The sequence below is a fragment of the Burkholderia sp. Leaf177 genome (assembly GCF_001424345.1).
In the GTDB taxonomy this organism is placed as follows: domain Bacteria; phylum Pseudomonadota; class Gammaproteobacteria; order Burkholderiales; family Burkholderiaceae; genus Caballeronia.
In genome coordinates this window covers 167,599-187,100 of record NZ_LMPF01000021.1, presented here as the reverse complement: position 1 = coordinate 187,100, position 19,502 = coordinate 167,599, and the positions used below count along the sequence as shown (strand labels likewise).

18 protein-coding genes are annotated in these 19,502 nt (G+C 59.3%); 9 read left to right on the top strand and 9 right to left on the bottom strand.

From position 1 onward, the window contains the following. Nucleotides 1-4: 4 nt before the first annotated feature. Both ASG35_RS16315 and ASG35_RS16310 read right to left on the bottom strand, forming a co-directional pair. Entirely contained in the window at nt 5-1,309 is a 1,305-nt protein-coding gene (locus ASG35_RS16315; RefSeq protein WP_056359370.1) for a lipopolysaccharide biosynthesis protein, read from the bottom strand. Nucleotides 1,310-1,360: 51 nt separating this feature from the next. Continuing rightward, the gene (locus tag ASG35_RS16310; RefSeq protein WP_056359367.1) at nt 1,361-2,380 is read right to left on the bottom strand and encodes a glycosyltransferase family 2 protein; all 1,020 of its coding nucleotides are present in this window, start codon (nt 2,378-2,380) and stop codon (nt 1,361-1,363) included. A gap of 610 nt (nt 2,381-2,990) precedes the next feature. Here ASG35_RS16310 and ASG35_RS16305 point away from each other — a divergent pair. Further along, entirely contained in the window at nt 2,991-4,055 is a 1,065-nt protein-coding gene (locus ASG35_RS16305) for a sugar-transfer associated ATP-grasp domain-containing protein (protein WP_200945742.1), read from the top strand. 432 nt (nt 4,056-4,487) lie between these two features. Continuing rightward, nucleotides 4,488-5,624, top strand: a complete 1,137-nt coding sequence (locus ASG35_RS16300; protein ID WP_442854843.1) for a hypothetical protein — start codon at nt 4,488-4,490, stop codon at nt 5,622-5,624. Between the two features lie 58 nt (nt 5,625-5,682). Here the strand turns inward: ASG35_RS16300 and ASG35_RS16295 are convergent, their stop codons facing one another. Continuing rightward, nucleotides 5,683-5,970: a hypothetical protein gene (locus ASG35_RS16295; protein WP_056359364.1), complete on the bottom strand. Its 288-nt coding sequence runs from the start codon at nt 5,968-5,970 to the stop codon at nt 5,683-5,685. Nucleotides 5,971-5,996: 26 nt separating this feature from the next. Beyond that, nucleotides 5,997-6,884: an NmrA family NAD(P)-binding protein gene (locus ASG35_RS16290; RefSeq protein WP_056360749.1), complete on the bottom strand. Its 888-nt coding sequence runs from the start codon at nt 6,882-6,884 to the stop codon at nt 5,997-5,999. A gap of 189 nt (nt 6,885-7,073) precedes the next feature. On the opposite strand from ASG35_RS16290, the gene ASG35_RS16285 reads away from it, so the two are divergent. Beyond that, a complete protein-coding gene (locus tag ASG35_RS16285; RefSeq protein WP_056360746.1) occupies nt 7,074-7,958 on the top strand; it encodes a LysR family transcriptional regulator in 885 nt (294 codons plus the stop codon). A gap of 13 nt (nt 7,959-7,971) precedes the next feature. On the opposite strand, the gene ASG35_RS16280 is transcribed toward ASG35_RS16285, so the two are convergent. Genes ASG35_RS16280 through ASG35_RS16270 form a run of 3 tightly spaced genes read right to left on the bottom strand, consistent with a single transcriptional unit; the run spans nt 7,972 to nt 9,273 of the window. After that, nucleotides 7,972-8,388, bottom strand: coding sequence for a DUF1801 domain-containing protein (locus ASG35_RS16280; protein ID WP_056359361.1), 417 nt, complete (start codon nt 8,386-8,388; stop codon nt 7,972-7,974). A 25-nt stretch (nt 8,389-8,413) separates the two neighbouring features. After that, a complete protein-coding gene (locus ASG35_RS16275) occupies nt 8,414-8,941 on the bottom strand; it encodes an SRPBCC family protein (RefSeq protein WP_056359359.1) in 528 nt (175 codons plus the stop codon). Then, nucleotides 8,938-9,273 carry an ArsR/SmtB family transcription factor gene (locus ASG35_RS16270; protein WP_056359356.1) on the bottom strand — a complete coding sequence of 112 codons (336 nt, stop codon included), beginning with the start codon at nt 9,271-9,273 and terminating at the stop codon, nt 8,938-8,940. Before ASG35_RS16270 ends, ASG35_RS16275 begins: the two co-directional genes overlap by 4 nt. A 149-nt stretch (nt 9,274-9,422) precedes the next feature. Here ASG35_RS16270 and ASG35_RS16265 point away from each other — a divergent pair, with 149 nt between their 5' ends. From ASG35_RS16265 to ilvD, 4 genes are all read left to right on the top strand, one after another. Continuing rightward, nucleotides 9,423-10,676 (top strand): multidrug effflux MFS transporter, encoded by a 1,254-nt coding sequence (locus ASG35_RS16265; protein ID WP_056360742.1) that lies wholly within the window; start codon nt 9,423-9,425, stop codon nt 10,674-10,676. A gap of 28 nt (nt 10,677-10,704) precedes the next feature. Then, nucleotides 10,705-11,406 carry a TetR/AcrR family transcriptional regulator gene (locus tag ASG35_RS16260; RefSeq protein ID WP_082508414.1) on the top strand — a complete coding sequence of 234 codons (702 nt, stop codon included), beginning with the start codon at nt 10,705-10,707 and terminating at the stop codon, nt 11,404-11,406. 117 nt (nt 11,407-11,523) lie between these two features. Beyond that, complete coding sequence (locus tag ASG35_RS16255) at nt 11,524-11,955, top strand: VOC family protein (RefSeq protein WP_235527568.1); 432 nt, start codon at nt 11,524-11,526, stop codon at nt 11,953-11,955. A gap of 157 nt (nt 11,956-12,112) precedes the next feature. Next, the gene (ilvD, locus tag ASG35_RS16250; protein WP_056359350.1) at nt 12,113-13,975 is read left to right on the top strand and encodes a dihydroxy-acid dehydratase; all 1,863 of its coding nucleotides are present in this window, start codon (nt 12,113-12,115) and stop codon (nt 13,973-13,975) included. 154 nt (nt 13,976-14,129) lie between these two features. Here ilvD and ASG35_RS16245 read toward each other — a convergent pair whose 3' ends face one another. Next, on the bottom strand, nt 14,130-14,972 hold the full coding sequence (locus ASG35_RS16245; RefSeq protein WP_056359347.1) for a DMT family transporter: 843 nt from the start codon (nt 14,970-14,972) through the stop codon (nt 14,130-14,132). 102 nt (nt 14,973-15,074) lie between these two features. Here ASG35_RS16245 and gcvA point away from each other — a divergent pair, with 102 nt between their 5' ends. Beyond that, nucleotides 15,075-15,983: a transcriptional regulator GcvA gene (gene gcvA / locus ASG35_RS16240; protein ID WP_056359344.1), complete on the top strand. Its 909-nt coding sequence runs from the start codon at nt 15,075-15,077 to the stop codon at nt 15,981-15,983. An 87-nt stretch (nt 15,984-16,070) separates the two neighbouring features. Beyond that, nucleotides 16,071-16,943, top strand: a complete 873-nt coding sequence (gene yghU / locus ASG35_RS16235; protein ID WP_056360739.1) for a glutathione-dependent disulfide-bond oxidoreductase — start codon at nt 16,071-16,073, stop codon at nt 16,941-16,943. An 18-nt stretch (nt 16,944-16,961) separates the two neighbouring features. Here the strand turns inward: yghU and ASG35_RS16230 are convergent, their stop codons facing one another. Beyond that, a complete protein-coding gene (locus ASG35_RS16230; RefSeq protein WP_056359342.1) occupies nt 16,962-19,226 on the bottom strand; it encodes a two-partner secretion domain-containing protein in 2,265 nt (754 codons plus the stop codon). Nucleotides 19,227-19,502: the final 276 nt, after the last annotated feature.

Below are 19,502 nucleotides of genomic sequence, written 5' to 3'. Positions count from 1 at the left end.
AGGCTTACGAATCCTTGCGTCCTGCATGCTGAAAGACGCCGCGCGCCATCGCAGTCGCGCGGCCAACGCCCGGAATCAATCCAATCATGTCCGATCGAATCATCAGACCGATCAGCATGATGGTGAGCGCCGCCTCTCCAGTCACGCGCGCAACGGCCATGCCCATTGCGCCATACAGTGGCGCCAGAAACAGCGCTGCAGCGAGATTGGCAAGACCCGATGTGATTCCGGCAATTGCCAGCAGACGATCTTTCTGGCGCGGCACAAATACATAGAACGCGACGAACTCGTTGAACGCGGCGAACGGGAACATCACGGCGAGACACTGCAAGACATGCGCGCTCGGAGTGAACGCCTTGCCGAGAATCAACGGCATGAGGAATGGCGAAAGGCTCAGCGCAGCCAGCAACGCGAGTACTCCGTAACCCATCAACAAGGTCGCGCCACGCCGGCTGCTTGCACGAGCGCCGTCGGTATCGCCTTGCGCGAGTTGCCTTGAAATGGTCGGGATAAAAACTTGCGCGGCCGGGCCCATCAGGCTCAGCCCGATGGTCGCAAAGCGCTCGGCAGCGCCGAAATATCCGACCTGGTCTGGCGTCGACAACAGCGTAAGCAAATAAGTCGACGATGCCGTCAGCACCGCCGATCCCGTTGAGTACGCGAACAGCATGGTGGAGCCGCGCATGAGTTGCATCACGCCGCTCACGCGGAACCGTGGCAAACCCACATGCGCAAACGTCAGCCCATACGAGATCACCGACGAAATCACGCCCGCTATCAAGAGGCTCGCGACCACCCAGACCGAGTCCTGCGGTCCTCTGACTATTGAAAGAATCAGAACCAGGCTGATCGCAAAGCCGATCACTTCAATAATGATCGGCGTGCGAAATCGCTGACGTCCCTGAAACAGCCAGCCAAGGTTTAATGCAGACACGAGGCCGAGCATGGTCGCCAACAGCCCCATGAGTGGCCGCTCGGAGAGCGTGGGCGAGCACAATGTGGCGATGACACCTACTGCCAGACCGACGGCGCCCGTAAAGATCCGCGCGCTGGAATGCAGCGAAAACACATCGTTGTGATGGCTGCGCTCGGGGGACTTCGCAACGTCGCGCATGCCAACGAAAGTGAAGCCGTAGCTTGCGAGCATCCAGATCACGTTCATGAGCGACATGGCTGCAAGCACGCGCCCGTATTCCGTTACGCCAAGCACACGTCCGTAAAATGGGATCACAATGATGAGGTACAGATACCTCATCACATACCCGCCGTACACGAACACTAGAATCTTGGCGTTTTCTTTTTTATCCATGCTTCTTTGATCAAGCTCGCCAAGCGGCGTGTTTATTCGCCTTAAGTCGCCTTAGCTCGCCTGACGCGCTACAGCACGGCGGCGGCCTAGCGGATTGGCGATATAACGGACCGCGAAATCCGACAACGGCGAATAAGGTACAAGGCACATGCTCGACAACACGAGCGTACCCACTTTCTTTTTAAGGCTCCAGAACGGGTTTGCAATGATCGAATGCAAATAGCTTTGCGACTCCCGCGTCATCCAGCGCCAGCGTGTTGCAAGCGGTGCGCGATAAACGCGGGAGCAAAAATGCGCTTTCTCGTGAGAGAAGTCGTGAAACGATACCGGCAAATCGACTTTCAGGCGCGAGCGCGCGATATCCTGCAAGGTCGCCCATCGCATGCTGAGCGCGCTCGATCCCTTGACCATGCTTTCTGCATTGGCAAATGACACGCTCGGCGCACTCGTATGATGCACCCGATACCCACCGAGCGACTTGGGAATCGTTGCAACCGAACCCAGCAGCACGACACCATAGATGGCGTAGAAATCCGCGCCATAGCGGTTGATGCCCGATTCCGGCACGGGAAAAATCTGCTTGAGCGCGCTGACGCGATACGCATTGCCCGATGCCGGTGGCGACGGATATAACCAGCCTTGCCTGAGCAAGGTGCCGCAGTCCGATGGCGGTTCCGAGTGCGGCACGTGAACGCCCATCATGCCGCCCGCGGAATCGATCACGTCGAGCCGGAACTGGACCTTCGCATAATCGCCGCTATTGAACACCTGCATTACGTCCGACACCGCGCTGGCATAGAGAACGTCGTCTGAATCCAGCAGGATCGCGTACTCGGTATCGATCAGATCGACAGCGCGATTGTAGGCCGACACCTGGCCGCCGTTTTCCTTGAAGACAGACGAAATGCGTGACCCATAACTTTCGATGAGTGCGCGCGACCCGTCGGTCGACCCGTCGTCAACGATTACGACACGTGTGGCCGGATAGTCCTGCGCAAGTGCCGACTCGATTGCTTGCGAAAGGAAGCGCTCGTAGTTGTAGTTGCAGATGACGATCGTAACGGGTTCCATAGTGCCTCAGTGCTGACTGGAGATTCCGTGCCGCGATCGAGAGAAACCGTAAGGCGTTGCAGGACGCAGCCCAGGCGATTTTAACTTCCAGAAAATCTCGAAAGTGCAGGGTGATTGAAGGGCGGTGATTGGAAACAGGTCCCGGATAACCGCCGCTAGTGCTTCAAGAGTCGGGGTCGAGCCGGTGCCGTCAAGTCGATAACTGGGAAAGAACATGATCGATGGAAGTCAGGCTTTATTGCCCGGCTTGCATGATAGCGTTTATGCTGCAGTGAAGCATAAACCGCTGAAATGATATGACGCACCGAGCGGCGCAAAGTCCGGAGCTAATGGCCGATTAAGCTGAGGAATTCAGAGGCGTTGCGCCAGCGCTTGCTGGTAGCCGTTTTCGCCATAGTCCTGTAACGAATTTCTGATAGTTCGATATGCTCAGCAATTCTTAATATCTATATCGCGAAAGCTTACGTTCTTATTATCGCTATTGACCAATGCACGGGTCCGTGACTTACTGTGCGCCTGGCCAATAGAAGGCATCCATCTTGCTCGAACTGTCAGCACAAAGGATGGCATTGGCTGCCTAACAAACTCGTAAAGAAACGGAACATGCACGATGCGCGTCGATGTTGAAACACTAGTCAGAAAGTCCATTAAAAAAGCTGCCCGCCACAAGTTCGACAAAGACCATGAGTCGCAAGCAAAGACCATATTCAAGGTGCTTGAGAAGAAGCATGGCAAGACCGACCCCGTCAACTTGAGGCTGGCCGATACATACGCGCAAGAGGTGCTTGGCAACAGTCGCTACGCTCCCTGGCTGCGTGTGTATGCGGCTTTCACCGGTACCTTCAAGGAAGGCTGGATTCCCGATAATTATTACGGGAGTGTAGTTGTACCCAAAATGAAAGGTCCTTACGGAAAGATCTCAAGCCTAAAGCCTTTGTCTCGCATCATTTTCAGCAGCGACACTTTCCCGGACATTGCTTACTTCGTCAACGACCTGTTCTTTACCTCCGACCACATCGCAATTCCTCAAGCTGAAGTAGAGGAATTTGTCTTTGGACGCGCTGAGAACATCGTCTTCAAGCTCGACAATTCCTTGCAAGGCAAGGGCGTGTTCTTTTTCAGTCGCGAGAACTTCAATGTCGATGCAATCAGGTCGCTAGGAAACGGTGTGATCCAGCGGTTCATTGTCCAGCACAAAATGTTCAATGACTTCGCGTCCAATGCCGTTGCCACGCTGCGGCTTACATCGGTTGTAGACGACGCCGGCGTGATTTCCATCCGCGCCTGCTTTTTACGTCTCGGCAGGATGAAGGACACCCACATACAACCGGACAGCGAGATCTGTGTTCCCGTTGATCTCGCGAGCGGAAAACTGTATGCGCAAGGATATCTTGCCAATTGGATGGCACTTGAAGAGCATCCGGATTCCAAGATCAAATTCGATGGCTTGAGCATCCCGGCCTTTTCAAAATGCGTCGCCACCGTGCTCGATCTGCACAAGAAAATTCCGTTCGCACGTTGTGTCGGTTGGGATCTGACCGTGGATGTTGACGGTAACGTTCAGGTCATGGAATGGAACGCCGAGCACAACGACGTCAAGTTCAGCGAGGCGACCCAAGGCCCGTGTTTCTCAGACCTTAAATGGGAACGTTTGAGGCCTTCCCGACAAGGTTGAGATTGCCAGGCGAGCGGTGTAACTAAAAAATATAACGAAAACCGCTTCGCCGAATTCAACGGCGCTGCCATTTGATAAGTATCCCTACGCTATATTTGGCAAAGAAAAAGTCGGGTCAATCGCTTCGCTGCCGACGGCTCGCGCACTCCGACCCTCATTAAGGCGTTGCTACGACGCCCTTCTTCAATTCGTCCAGTCATAAAAATCTTCAGCAGACGCTAAACATTCGGACGCATGTGCCGTTAATGCGGATGAAAGCGCGCTTGGATTGGCGCCGTTTTTCTCAATGACCGCCTGCAAATGTTTTACCCGCAACGGTCCAACATTTCGTCATACAAAACTAACGCCGTCCGCCATCCGGATGTCGGGGAACTCGTCATGCTCAGTCGCCGTTCATTTTTAACTCGTGTTTGCGCTGTCGGCGGCAGCTACATGCTTTCTGCTTGCGGAGGCGGCGGTGGTGGCGGATCAGATGGAGCCGCCGGTTCAAAAGGCGTGAGTGTCGCGGCATCGCCGGCTGGCGCCAGTGTGGTGACCGCCGATCCTCCCGTCGCCGCAGCACCCGCAGCGGCGAGCGGCGCTGCGTCCGAGGTTGCAGTGCCCGAACAAACGAACGTAGCAACGGACTCTTCTGTCAACGTTGCGTCGGGCATGTTCTACGGGATGAACGGGCACTACGATTACCTCTATACGCCGGCACAAACCGTGGCGATCCTTCAGGCACTCGGATGCACCACGTATCGGTTGACGTGCTTCGACACACGGTCGCTGAACGCGCTGGTGAACATGGCCAAGGCTTTTGTCGGAACGGGCATTAGTCTCTTCGTCTGCATCGATGAAAGCCTGACAGACGCGTCCGGCACTGTCTGGGGCAGCGAGGCCATTGCGTATAACCAGGGTTACCAGTCAGGCTCGACCGTAGCCGCTGCACTCATGCCCTACGGCGTGACCATGTACGAATGCGGCAATGAACTGACGCGCCGGTCGCAAACGGTCATTGATTCATCGTCCGCGGGCAATCGGGTCACGGACTTCAACAACACGAACTGGCCCGTCATGCGAGGTGTCATGCGCGGCATGATCGACGGCGTGAAGTCGGTTCAGCCGGCCGCGAAATGCGGCATCAACTTTTGCGTTGCAGACATTGGCGCATCCGACGCACTTTGGGACGGCGTGCAGCCGGATGGCTCGACGGGTCATCCGCAACTGCGCTGGGATTTGACGACGTGGCATAACTACGAGGTCTACGGGGATATCTTCAATATCGGGGTCAACGGCGGCGGCCCCAATTTCGACCTTCCCGCTTACTGCAAGAAACGCTACGGCGTGCCTTTCATGATCACGGAGTGGAACGCCAACCCGGAAGACAGTCAGGCGTTCCGCGCGACGTATATCACCGAGCGGCTCACCCGGTTTTACGCCGCGCGCAAGACGGACAGCATCGAGTCGGTGATGTACTACTGCCTGGATAGCGGCAATACGTCGTGGGGTGTTTTGATAGACGGCAAGATCATCGACCCGGAGTACAGCGCGTTGCGCAACTTCGTGTTGGCGAATCCGGACAATTAGGCGGGTCGATACAACCAGGAAAGCGCGAGGTCCGATTATCGGACCTTGCGCATCACGCTTAGTGTTTGATTAAAGTACCTAACGGCGCGAGCGGAACGATTGGATAAAGCTCGAAGGTCAGCAGATTATCGACGCCTAGCGGCAGCGCCTTTAAAAGCCGATTAGCTTCATCGACGGAATCCACGCTCATCAGGAAGATCACGCCCACTCCGTTTTCCCGCATCCAGAATTGTTCCATCTTGCCGTCGAGGTACAACTGCAAAGTGGCGGGAACTTCGGTCGGCATGTAGTGCGCAAGCTGTTCCGGGGTAAGCGGAACCAGCGATCCAACGGCCATGACTTTCATGATTTTTCCAGTATGAGAATGCGAGGTTAAGAAGCTTGCGGATTCAGGCGATCCGCATGAGCGCGGGCGAATTCCCCGACGCTCATCGGTTTGCGTCCGGTCAGTTTTTCGACGTTATCGTTCATGCCGGACATCACGCCGCGCTGGTAGTCGTCCATTGCAGCGCAAAGGTGGTTGACCACGTAGTCCGGCACGCCGGCCGATTGCATGGAACGGCGGTATTCATCGATCGATACATCTTCGAAAACGATCTTGCGGCCGAGCGCTTCGCTAAGTTCCGCCGCCATCTGTTCATGATCCATCTCGACCGGCCCGAATAGCGGATAAGTCTGGCCGCCATGTCCGTCCGGATTCTTCAGCAATGCAGCGATCACGCGGCCCTGGTCTTCAGCGCTGATAGCGGCATGCCGTCCCTTGCCAACCGGCATGCGCAAGATGCCTTTTTCAAGGAACAGCGGCAGTTGCCACGGATAGAAAAGCCATTCGAGAAAGTAGGTGGGACGCAGATGAATCACGTTCAGACCCGATGCGCTCAGCATTTGCTCGGCGACATAATGATCTTTCGATGAAGGGCTCTTCGACGTGCGGCTTGCCGAACGCTGCGAGAGATTGACGATGGTCGAGACGCCGGCTTCGCGCGCCGCCTGTGCGAAATAGGCAGTCGCGGTGATCAGTCCCGGCGCCACCGGATAGACGAGATAGGCGGCATCCACGCCTTCCATTGCGGCGCGGATTTCATCGATATTTTGCAGGTCGCCCACCACCACTTGTGCGCCGAGCGCTTCGAGCGCAGCGGAGCGTTGGTCGATACGACGCACCAGCGCGCGCACCGTCAGCCCGGCTTTAATGGATTCCTTGACGGCGGCGCGGCCCGTGTCGCCTGTAGCGCCGGTAATCAATACTTTGCGGTTCATGATAATCATCCTTTGCGTAAGAGAGGTTTGCTCGGCGGTTGCGTTGCGCTTCGGTTGTTTGCGCATCGCTGCCGGTGAGTGAAGAATGCGGCCTCGTGCAAAAGGGCGGTAGCCATTGGATATCGCTAAGATTTATGCTGGGTTAGCATGAGTGACGGCCTGACGCATCGCACGGGAGGGACCAGACGCGTGAAAGACTTCTTGAGCCTCAAGCTGTATGCGCGCGTTGCGCATCTGGGGAGCTTTTCTGCGGCGGCGCGCGAGTTCGGGCTGGCTCAGTCGCAAGTGTCGCGAATGGTTGCGGACCTTGAAGCGGGACTTGGCGCCAAGCTGTTGTCGAGAAGTACCCGCGCCGTGGTTTTGACCGAGGCGGGCGCGGAATTTTTGGCTCGTGTCGAGCCCATTCTGGCAGCGCTGGAAGACGCCGAAAACAGCGTGCGTGAGAGTGGGGAATTACGTGGGTTGCTGCGGGTCGGCATGACAACGACAATGGGCCTGCGTGTGGTGATGCCACGTCTCTCGATCTTCGCCGAGCGTCATCCGCAGCTCAACATTGAACTGCTGCTCGATGATAAATGGCAGGACGTAGTGCGCGAAGGGGTCGATGTTGCATTGCGCGTGGGCAATCTTCCCGATGCATCGGGCACATCCAGATTCATCGCGACGATCCCGCGCGTGATCGTTGCCGCGCCTTCTTATCTGGAACGCGCAGGAACGCCGCTTGTGCCCGAAGACTTGACGCGGCACAGGATTGTTGGTGGCCCGGCCGCAACGCGGGCGGCCTCATGGCGATTCGAAGTCGATGGAAAAACAGTCGATGTCGAGCTTCATCCCCACATCTCGACCAATTCAATAGCGGGCGCCATTGCGTGCGCAACGGGAGGCCTGGGAATCACGTCCGCGCCTTTGTGGGGATGCCAGGACGAACTGAACTGCGGGTCGCTCGTACTCGTTCTTGCCGACTGCAAGACGGCGGGCTTACCCGTCCACGCTTATTTCCCGCTCGGGCGCTCCACGCGCAAAGTGGCGCGGGCATTCGTTGACTTCGTTACCGAAGAACTCAGGAAGCAGTAGTTCAAAAAACCGATCAAGGTTTCGCTTTCTTCTTTGCTTTCACACCCGTTGCATTGAGAGCGACCGCTTCGCCAATAAGCGCTTTGAACGCGGCGGAATCGATTTCCTCGCCCTCGTGGATATCGATGGCGCGCCGTGTGTTTCCATCGAGGCTCGAGTTGAATAGCTTAGACGGATCCTTCAACGAAGCGCCTTTCGCAAACGTCAGTTTCACCACCGACTTATACGACTCGCCCGAGCAAATGATTCCGTCGTGCGACCAGACCGGCGTGCCCATCCACTTCCATTGCTCGACGACTTCGGGGTCCGCGTCCTTGATCAGCGCGCGCATCCTGCTTAACGTTTTGCCGCGCCAGTCGCCGAGCCCGGCGATTTTTTCATCGATAAGCCCAGGGGCCAGCGCGTCGTCCACCGGACTCGCCTTATTCATGTTCCTCTCCTGAAACGTCCGGCCTTCATATACCGAACAGCGTCTCGTATTCGGTCTTGAGACGCGGCCAATCAAAGCTCATTGCTTCACCGCCTACAATTCGCCCAAGCGGATCGCCGGCCACGAACTGGTCGAGGACATCGAGGCAGATATGCCATCCGGCTGCGCCCATCGATATGAAATTGCGGTCGATGTTGTGCCATAACGTGAGCCGTGTGCCATCATTGAGCGGTTCGAGTTGCCATCGAAGGTCGTTGTCGCCCCATCGATATTCGAGCAAAGTAGGCGCCTCGGCACGCGTCACCTTCGTCTCGGAGATGACCGGCGTCGGCATGCCGACCGTTGAAAGCTTGACGGGGCCAACAGACGCGAGGCTCCGGTCGGCATCGAAGGGCGCCCATTCACGCAGGCTGGCCGGGTCCGTCAACGCGCTCCACACTTTCTCGGGCGCATGGCGCAACTCTCGCGTGAGAACCAGCGTCCATTTTTCGCCATCCTTCTGGATCTCGGCGCCGGCGGCCGGGCCTGGCCGGTATTCGTCGCGATTGCTCATCGTTTTCTCTCCTTCGTGCGTGGTGCAGGATCAATCTGGTCGAGATGGCGTTCGAGCGCGTCGACATGGCCCGACCAGAAGCGGCGGAACGGCGCGAGCCAGGCGTCGATTTCAGCGAGCGGTTCCGGCCTGATCCGGTAGACACGCCGCTGCGCGTCAACGCGCGCCTCGACAAAACCCGCCTCGCGAAGCACCCGAAGATGCTTCGAAACCGAGGGTTGCGAGAGGCTCAACTTCTCCTCGATATCCCCCACGGTCTGCTCGGACAAAGCCAGCAGACTCAAGATGGCGCGGCGGCTCGGCTCGGCGATAACAGCAAATGTCGATTCCATATCGTTTATATACCTGACGAGGAATATACGTGTCAAGTGCTTGCGACGCGGCGTCGCCAGACCATGCGTTCGCAATGGGCATCGTGTCGATTTTCGAGACGACAGGCACAATACGCAGCGACGCCGCCGCAGCCCTCTTCATTGCCTTCATGACCCAGACGATCCCGAGTCCTTCCGTTCATCCCGCGCCCGTACAGAATTCGCCGCGTTTTTTGCTGTTTCTGATCTGCCTGTTTGCATCGGCGGGACAGCTTGCAATCGACATCTATGTACCCGCGCTGCCCGCAATGGCGCAATTCTTCGCGACGTCGCCCCAGGCGATCCAGTCGAGCGTGTCCGGCTACATGGTGGCCTACGCGTTGGGACAACTGGTGTTCGGACCCGTGGCCGATGCGTACGGCCGCAAGCCCGTCCTGGCGTTCGGTCTGGTGATCTTCACGATCGGCTGCCTGCTTTCGCTCGCGGCGCCGAACCTGGAAACCTTCCTGCTTGCACGATGCCTGCAAGGATTCGGCATCGCCACGACCAACCTGCTCGCGAAAGCGATCATCACCGACTCGTTCTCGGGCCAGGCGCTGTTGCACGCGTTCACTTATATGTCGATAGCGTGGGGACTTGCGCCGATCGTGGCGCCGGTGATCGGTGCGCATTTGCAGACCTGGTTCGGCTGGAAGTCGTGCCTCGTTTTCCTGCTCGTTTATTCGCTCGTGATGTGGGCGTTGTGGTGGCGGTATCGTGAAACGTTGCGGCGGCCCGTGCATCTGGAACCGCGCACGCTGATCAGCAACGCGGGCAAGGTGCTCGCGAGCCCGGTGTTTCAAAGCTGTTTTCTCGCGCAGGGCCTGTGCTACAGCATCTTGCTCGTGTTCAACATTGTCGGGCCGTTCATGGTGCAGAACACGCTGCATAAACCGCCGACGTATTTCGGTTATCTGGCGCTGGGTATCGGCATGATGTATTTCCTCGGCGGGCTTTCGAACCGCATTCACGGCCCGCGTCTGCCAAGCGCCGAACAGCGGTTGCAACTCGGCGCGCGCGTGATGGCGGGAACCTCGGTTGTGATGCTTTTGCTTGCGCTGACGGTCGGCCTGCGCGTGTGGACGCTGGCGACGCCCGTGCTCGTGATGGGATTCTGCGCAGGCGCCATGTATCCCACGTTGATGGCCAAGGGCAATTCGCTGTTTCCGCATATTGCAGGGCTGACGAGCGCGATCCTTGGTTGCGCATTGTTGCTGGTTTCATCGGCGACAATGGGTCTGGTCGGCTTTCTCTCGGTGCAGATCCTCGCGCCGCTTGCGGTGTTCTTCGTGATCCTCGCGTTCGGCGTGGTCGCGATGGTCACCAAGCTGCTGCCGCACCTGGCGCAGGTTCCGCCTGTCGCGGCATCGGCAGTCCGGTCATAACGTTTTCTCTGCAGCCAGTTCACACGCGATGCCTCGACAGCCGGTTCCGTCGCCGCTCAAACCGCGCAGGGCGCCCCGCCAGCCGCGCTCGGCGCGCATGGTCGAGACCTTGCTCGAAGCCGCCGCGCAGGTGCTTGAAACGAAGGGGCTCGAAGGCTTCAATACGAACGCGGTCGCCGAGCGCGCAGGTGTGAGTATCGGGTCGCTTTATCAGTATTTCCCGGGCAAGGACGCGCTGACCGTTGGCTTGATGAAACGCGAGAACGAACGCTTCTACAAGGAGGCGCTCGCCGCTCTCGATCACGCAAGCGGGCCGGCCGCGCTCGATCATCTGATTCGCGTGGCGGTATGGCAGCAGTTCGCGCGGCCCACGCTCGCACGCTTGCTCGACGTGGAAGAAAGCCGGCCGCAATTGCGCGGTGCGATCCCGAATACCGGGTCCATGCGCACCTTGTTGCTGGAAATACTCGCGCGGGAAGATTCGCCGCCACAAGCGGACACGGAGGTCGCCGCACGCGATGTGTTCGCGATGATCCGCGGTCTCGTCGATGCTGCCGGCGAACGCGGCGAGACGGACACGGCCGGGCTGACTCGCCGCGTGACAGCAGCAGTGCAGGGCTATCTGTCGATGATGTCGGAGCGCGCGCCTTCCCGGAAGCCTTCGGAACCCGCCGGTAAAAGCGAGCAAGCCGCTCTTGAAACCGTGCCGCGCGGCCGGAAACGCCCGTAGTTCGGGGCATCGGCGGCGCCAAGACTACCTGCCGCAAAGCGAGTATAAAACGCGAGTTTTTGCTCGTAACATTTCCGTACGGAACGCGGCAAGCGCTCCGCAACCACGGAGATCGACATGAGCACTATCACCACCCAAGCCACACAAACCCTCAATACCACTGCAATGAAGCTCAACCACGCGAGCTTCCCGTCGTCCGATGTCATCGCCACGGCGACCTTTTTCCAACAGCATCTGGGCTGCACTGTCGCCGGTCGCGGCGCGAGTTGGATTCTGAAACGCCCGGGATTCGACATCGTGATCGAGGATGCCGGCGACCACCTCGTGGAATGGCCGCATAACTTTCACATCGGCTTTGAGCTGGCGACGCTTGACGAGGTCCGCGCGCTCCATGAGCGTATGGCCATGGCCGGCGTCGCGATGAAAACCGCTGTTTTCAAGCATGAACGCGGCTCGCGGTTCTTTTGTGAAGTGCCGGGCGGCGTACTGGTCGAAATCAACACCCGTTCGGACGCTGACGAAGAGTATCGAGCGAGTTTTGGTCTCTAAGCCGATTTAATACTTTCCACGACCTAGTTGCGCCGAAAAAAGATATTGGACGTCTTACCGGTGGTCTCGCAAAATTCTGTACTTCCGTGGCTGACCATTCCAGCCCGGGCGTAAAACAGATTCAAAGATTTTCGATAACCACAATACAGAGGTACAGATGCCCCACTATCGATCACGCACATCGACTCATGGCCGCAACATGGCCGGCGCCCGCGCCCTGTGGCGCGCGACCGGCATGAAGGACGGCGATTTCGGCAAGCCCATCATCGCGGTCGTGAACTCGTTCACGCAGTTCGTGCCGGGCCATGTGCATCTGCGCGATCTGGGCGCGCTGGTCGCGAAGGAAATCGAAGCGGCGGGCGGCGTCGCGAAAGAATTCAACACCATCGCGGTGGACGACGGCATTGCCATGGGACATGGCGGCATGCTGTATTCGCTGCCATCGCGCGAACTGATCGCCGACTCGGTGGAATACATGGTCAACGCACATTGCGCCGACGCCATGGTCTGCATTTCCAATTGCGACAAGATCACGCCGGGCATGCTGATGGCCGCCATGCGCCTGAACATCCCGGTCGTGTTCGTCTCCGGCGGCCCCATGGAAGCCGGCAAGGTCAAGTCGCCCACAGACGGTCAGGTGATCGCCAAGATCGACCTGATCGATGCAATGATCAAGGCCGCCGACTCAAGCGTCAGCGACGCCGAAGTGGCGGAAATCGAGCGCAACGCGTGCCCGACGTGCGGTTCGTGCTCCGGCATGTTCACCGCGAACTCCATGAACTGCCTGACCGAAGCAATCGGCCTTGCGTTGCCCGGCAACGGCACGATCGTCGCCACGCACGCTTGGCGCAAGGGGTTGTTCGAGCAGGCAGGGCGTCTCGTGGTGGACCTGTGCCGCCGTTATTATCAGGAAGACGACACGTCGGTCCTGCCGCGCAGCATCGCGACCAAGCAGGCTTTTCAGAATGCGATGGCGCTCGACGTCGCCATGGGCGGTTCGACCAACACCGTGCTGCATTTGCTTGCCGCAGCGCAGGAAGCAGGCGTCGATTTCACCATGTCCGATATCGACCGGATCTCGCGCCAGGTGCCGTGCCTGTGCAAAGCGGCGCCCGCAACCGACAAATATCACATTGAAGACGTGCATCGCGCGGGCGGCATTCTCGGGATTCTCGGCGAGCTGGCGCGTGCGGACCTGCTCGACTTGTCGTGCGGCAACGTGCATAGCGGCACGCTCGGCGATGCAATCGCGAAGTGGGACGTTGCGGGCGGCGCGGGCGAAGACGCGCAGAAGTTCTTCCGCGCGGCGCCGGGCGGCATTCCGACGACCGTTGCGTTCAGCCAGGAAGCGACGTTCGCCTCGCTCGATACCGACCGCAAGACCGGCTGTATCCGCAGCAAGCAGGACGCGTACTCGAAGGACGGCGGCTTGGCCGTGCTGTACGGCAATCTCGCGGAGAAGGGTTGTATCGTCAAGACGGCGGGCGTGGATGAATCGCAATGGCTGTTTTCGGGCCGCGCGCGCGTCTTCGAGAGTCAGGACGACGCGGTCGATGCCATTCTGGGCGACAAGGTAGTCGCAGGCGATGTAGTCGTGATCCGTTACGAAGGGCCGAAAGGCGGTCCGGGCATGCAGGAAATGCTGTATCCCACGTCGTATCTCAAGTCGAAGGGTCTGGGTAAAAGCTGCGCGCTGTTTACCGATGGCCGCTTCTCCGGCGGTTCGTCGGGCCTCGTGATCGGACATGCGTCGCCGGAAGCGGCGGAAGGCGGCACGATCGGGCTGGTGGAAGAGGGCGATGTGATCGAGATCGATATTCCGAATCGCAAGATGCATCTGGCGGTGTCCGACGCGGAGCTTGCGCGCCGTCGCGAAGTCATGGAAGCGCGTGGCGACAAGGCGTGGATGCCGGTGAATCGTGAGCGGGTGGTCTCGCTCGCGTTGCAGGCGTATGCGGCGTTGGCAACTTCAGCCGATCGTGGCGCCGTGCGCGATATCTCGCAACTCAAGCGCAAGTAAGGCGTTATCGGCTCATCGCGATAAAGCAAAAATGCGGGCCTTGCCGAATGCGGCAAGGCCCGTTTGCTTTGTTGCAGGCCCGGAGTCGTCAGCTTTTTCGGAAGACTTTCCAAGATCGGTTTCAGGCGTCCCATCGCAGATAAAGCAATGCTGATCAAAGCCCCAGACAAACCGCTCCAGCCGCGACGATTACGCACGCCATCCATCGCCTTGCACTAACCGCTTCGCGCAGGAACATGCGCCCGATCAGCACCGCAAATACCACGCTCGTCTCACGCAACGCCGATACCGCGCCCATCGCGCCGGATTGCATCGCCCAGATCACGATGCCATACGCGCCTATGGAAACGAGGCCGCCCGCAAGCGACGAGCCGATTGCAAGGGGTGCGTCGCGCACGGACGTCCACAGCGCCGCAGCCCCGCGCATGGCAATGAACAACACCGGCATGAGCCAGTAGAAGAGGAACATCCACGCGGTGTAGGTGAGCGCCTCGCCGTTGGACAAGCGCACGCCGATGCCATCGATCACCGTGTAAAGCGCGATCGTCGCGCCTGTCGTCAACGCGGATAAAACGCCCGCGCGCGACACATTCCCGCCTTCCAGCGCGAGCGTCATGATGCCACCCGAGATCATCACGATGCCGATCGCGTGCAATGGTCCGATTGCCTCATGCGCAAAAAGCGCCGCGCCGAGCGTGACGAGCAAGGGCGAGGAACCTCGCGCAATCGGATACGCCTCGCCCAGATCGCTGCGCCGGTAAGCGCGTACGAGGCTCATGTTGTACACGATGTGCGTCAGCCCCGACGCCACGATATACGGCCATGCCGCGCGCGTGGGCCACGGGGCGAACAGCACAACCACGCTCGATACCACCGAGATCGCGATGCTCATCCACGTCATGGACAGGAACCGGTCGTGGTTGCCGTGGAGCATCGCGTTCCATGTCGCGTGGAGCAGCGCGGCAACGAGGACGAGACCACCGGTGTAAGTGAGCATTGCAGGTTCGAAGCGGGAAGAGATACAGTGAGCAGGATAACTATCTTGTCGTGGGCGAACAAACCAGATAAATTGGCTCATCGCGTTAGATAAACTATTTCGATGAAACGGACTCTGCCTCCGCTGAATGCCGTGCGTGCTTTCGAAGCCGCAGGTCGACTCGGCAGCTTCAAGGAAGCCGCAGCCGAATTGCACGTGACTCACGGCGCGGTGAGCCAGCATGTGCGTCTGCTGGAAGAGTGGCTGGGCGCGCCGCTATTCGAGCGCCACAACCGGCGCGTGGTACTTACGCCCGCGGCCGTGGTTTATTTGAATGAGATCGGGCCGTTGTTCGAGCAGCTTTCTCAGGCAACCACGCAATACGGCTCGCCCGGGACGATTGCCCGGACGCTGTCGGTGAATGCGCCGGCCACGTTCACGTTGCGATGGCTCGTGCCGAGGCTCGCAAAGTTTCATGCCGAGCATCCGGACGTGGACGTGAGGGTGGAGACATCGAACGAATCGGTGGAAAGTCTCAAGGACATTCACGACATCGTGATCCGGGGCGGTCCGGACACGTTCTACGGTTATTCCATGCAACCTTTCCTGGTCGAGGAACGGCTTCCGGTCTGCAGCCCGACATTGTTGCAGCGCGTGCCGCTCGGTGCGCCGGACGAACTCGCGCGGCATACCTTGCTGCATACGTCGAGTCTTCCGCGACTCTGGCCTGACTGGCTGGCGAAGGCGCAGATTCCCGCGCTGCGGCCGGCGGCGGTCATGACATTCGATCACTTTTATCTGACGCTGCAGGCTGCCATCGACGGAATAGGTATTGCAATGGGGCCAACGGCACTGGTAGCGGACGATCTCGCCGCCGGCCGACTCGTCAAGCCGTTTGCGGGACCTCGTCTGCCATCGCGGAGTTATTGCAGCTACATCCCCGACGGCAAGTCCACCGATGATCTTGTCTTGCTGTTCCGCTCATGGCTCGAGCGTGAGGGACTGCATTCGCGGATGGAAACGCCGGCTTGAGCGCTCCCGGCAGCATTTGTGCTGGTTTGTTATCCTCGCTTCGATATTTCGAGACAAACATCCCAATAGCTGCAAGGAGCCATGAGCATGAGCGATTCCGCCGATTACGTGCCGCCAACAGTCTGGACGTGGAACCAGGAAAACGGTGGGCACTTCGCGAACATCAACCGCCCGATTTCCGGGCCGACGCACGACAAGGAACTGCCAGTCGGCAAGCATCCGCTCCAGCTTTATTCGTTGGGGACACCAAACGGCGTGAAAGTCACCGTGATGCTGGAAGAGCTGCTGGCGCTGGGCCACAGCGGCGCGGAGTACGACGCGTGGCTGATCAAAATTGGCGATGGCGACCAGTTCGGCAGCGGCTTCGTGGCAGCGAATCCGAACTCGAAAATTCCCGCGCTCGTGGACCGCAGCGGCGCCGAGCCGATCCGCGTTTTCGAGTCGGGCTCGATCCTTCTTTATCTCGCCGAAAAATTCAAGGCTTTCCTGCCAACGGAGCCGGCCGCGCGCGCTGAGTGTCTATCGTGGCTGTTCTGGCAAATGGGAAGCGCGCCTTATCTGGGCGGCGGCTTCGGCCATTTCTACGCTTACGCGCCCACGAAGATCGAGTACGCAATCAACCGTTTCGCGATGGAAACCAAGCGCCAGCTCGACGTCCTCGACAAACGGCTCGCGGACAACGAATACATATCGGGCAGCGAATACACGATTGCCGATATCGCCATCTGGCCGTGGTACGGCGGACTGGCCAAGGGCTGGCAGTACGGCGCGGGCGAGTTTTTATCGGTGCAGGAATACACGCATGTCCAGCGATGGGCCAACGCCATTTTCGAGCGCCCGGCCGTGCAGCGCGGCCGGATGGTCAACCGGGTTTCCGGCGAGCCATCGAGCCAGCTGCACGAACGCCACGACGCCAGCGACTTCAATACAAAGACGCAGGACAAGCTCGCGGCAAAGTAGAAGTAGCGTCAGCCCGGCCTAGTTCGCCACTTGCCAGCGCAACACCGGATGGGTTGCGCCTGCCGGTAGCGCCCATACGCCGGTAGGGCTGAAGTCATACGACACGAACGACGTCTCCGTGCTCATTTGCGCGGTGGTGAGACCGTTCGATGCCGGCAGTTGCGTGCCAGCGCGAACCCCTTGCGTTTGCGTCGTGGTCTCTATGTTCCAGTACGAGTCGGGCGAGATCGTTCCATTGTTGACGAACGCAAAGCCGGCAGATCCTTGCGAGCCGAATCCCACTTTGCCGGTTGCGAACGACTGGCTGATCGTCCCTTCGTTGAAGCCGACGAATCCGCCGCCCGAACCGGTCGAGTATTGCGGCGTGACATTGCCGGTTGCGTACGACTGGGTGATCGTCCCGGTGTTGTAGCCAACCAGGCCGCCGTTGATGGCGTCGCCGGAAACGCTGGCGCTGCTCCACGATCGCGCGATCAGGCCTTCGTTCGTGCCAACCAGTCCGCCGAACGTGTTGCCGTCCTGAGAAGGGTCGAAGACACTTCCGGTCGAGTACGCGTTGACGATCGTGCCTTGATTGTCGCCGGCAAGCAGCCCGCTGCCACGCAACGATATCCCGGCCTTGCTGGTGACAACGCCGATATCGCGCACCACACCCGTCGGGCCGATAACGCCAAACAGCCCCGCGTTCAGGTCATTCGAAAAGTCCATGACTTGCGGCGACAGATTGGCGATGGTGTGCCACATGCCATCGAACTGGCCGGTGAATGGCGTGCCGTGGTTTCCTATCGGCCGCGACGCAACGCCGCCTGCATCGATATCCTTGCCAAGCGCATAAATGCCCGCAAGATCCAGCGATACGTTTTGCAAGTCCGCCATCGAGTTGACGAGTTTGTACGCGGTGATCTGGGTCAGCAGGCCGCTGTATTGCGGCGCCTTCCATGCCGTATTGCTGCGCAATGTTCCGGGCGTGAAGCTGCCGTTCATATCGTAGAGCGCGCTGACAATACCAGTGCTGCCCGACCAGTCGATAACCCCGCGGTTGATCACGCTGCCGCCGTTATCAATAGCCGAGGCGTCACTGCGCAGCGTCAGGTTACCGCCGCCTTTGTTAACCAGCGTGGCGTTCTTCCCGATCGTCAACGTCCGGTAAGCGGCGAGCGTCAGCGACGCCGGGCCTTGCCATCGGATATCCGAGTTCACGGCGATATCCCCGGCCGATCCCACGTTGACCGATGTCCCTCTGTTCAGGCTGCGCGAAAGTGCGCCGGCGGCGGCATCGCCGGCGGTGAAGGCCTGTGTTGTCACGTTCCATTGGCCAGCCACGACGGCCGGGTTGGTCGACTCGGCATTGCCGAACGACAACGTTTGCGCGTTTGTGTCGACAATGCCGCCCGCGCCGTCTGCATTCTCCGCGCGAACGACGCCCGTCTGGCGCACCGTTCCGGTATCGGCGACGAGCCACACGTGCCCATCGCGCGTCGCGGTGCCGGTGGCGCGGATCACGCTGTGATTGCCCGCCAGCGCATAGACGTTGCCGTCCGCCGCTTCGAGATTAACCTGGGCCGCGCGCAGCGTGCCGCTATTGACCACCGTGCCGCCGCTGCCCGCTTGCACGAATGTCTGCTTGCCACTCGATGAATCCTGCAGCAGCACTTGCGCGCCGGCGGCGAGTTCGGCCGTGCCGGTCGGCGCGCTTAGGGTGCCCTGGTTGTTCACCTCGCTTCGTGCAATCAGGAAGATATCGCCGCCGCTCGATGCAATCCTGCCGAGGTTGATCACGCTGGCGTTCGATGTGCCCGAAAACGTCAATGGACCGCCCTGCATGAACGCGGTGTTGGTCGTATCCAGCGTCGAGCCGACAAATCGTCCGCCTGTGCTGATCACGCCGTTCTGGCCAACGAGAATGCCTTGCGGGTTGATGAGATATACGCTGCCGGTTGCGCTGAGCGTGCCGAGGATCACCGACTGATTGCCGCCGGTCACCCGGTTCAGGGTCGCGCCGTTCGGGTTATCGAACTTGACCTTGTTGCCGTTGCCAATCGAAAAGCTGTTCCACTCGATGACCGTGCGCGATCCCGCGGCCTGCGTGATCGTCATTGCATTTGCGTTTGCGCTGATCGAGCCCGCGCCCGCAACGAAGTGTCCGCCGCCGGGCAGCGGTCCGGCTGCGTGCGCCGCGGGAATCAGCATGACGCTCGTCCCCATGCATGCACACAATGCCAACGACAGAGGACGCAAGCGCCCGGGAACAGATGCCAGTCTCAACGAGATAAGACGCGCCATGACGTCTCCGATTTAGAGTGCCGGGAAACACGCTCGCCGCAATGCGGGACGTGTGGTTTTTTCGACTTTTCAAACACGCAGACGTGCTCTTTCGCCGGGATTGAAACCCGGAGAACGATCTGGTGGTTTGCTGCAAACAGTGCTGTTGAATGCGGCGGTGACCGCAATCTGCGGTGCCGCTGAATCGGCGCGAATGATCGAAGTTTCACGGCTTGCGTGATGTTGATCCGTGGCCCTCGCGAAGAGTAAACGAAAGCAGCCTGACGATTTTGCAAG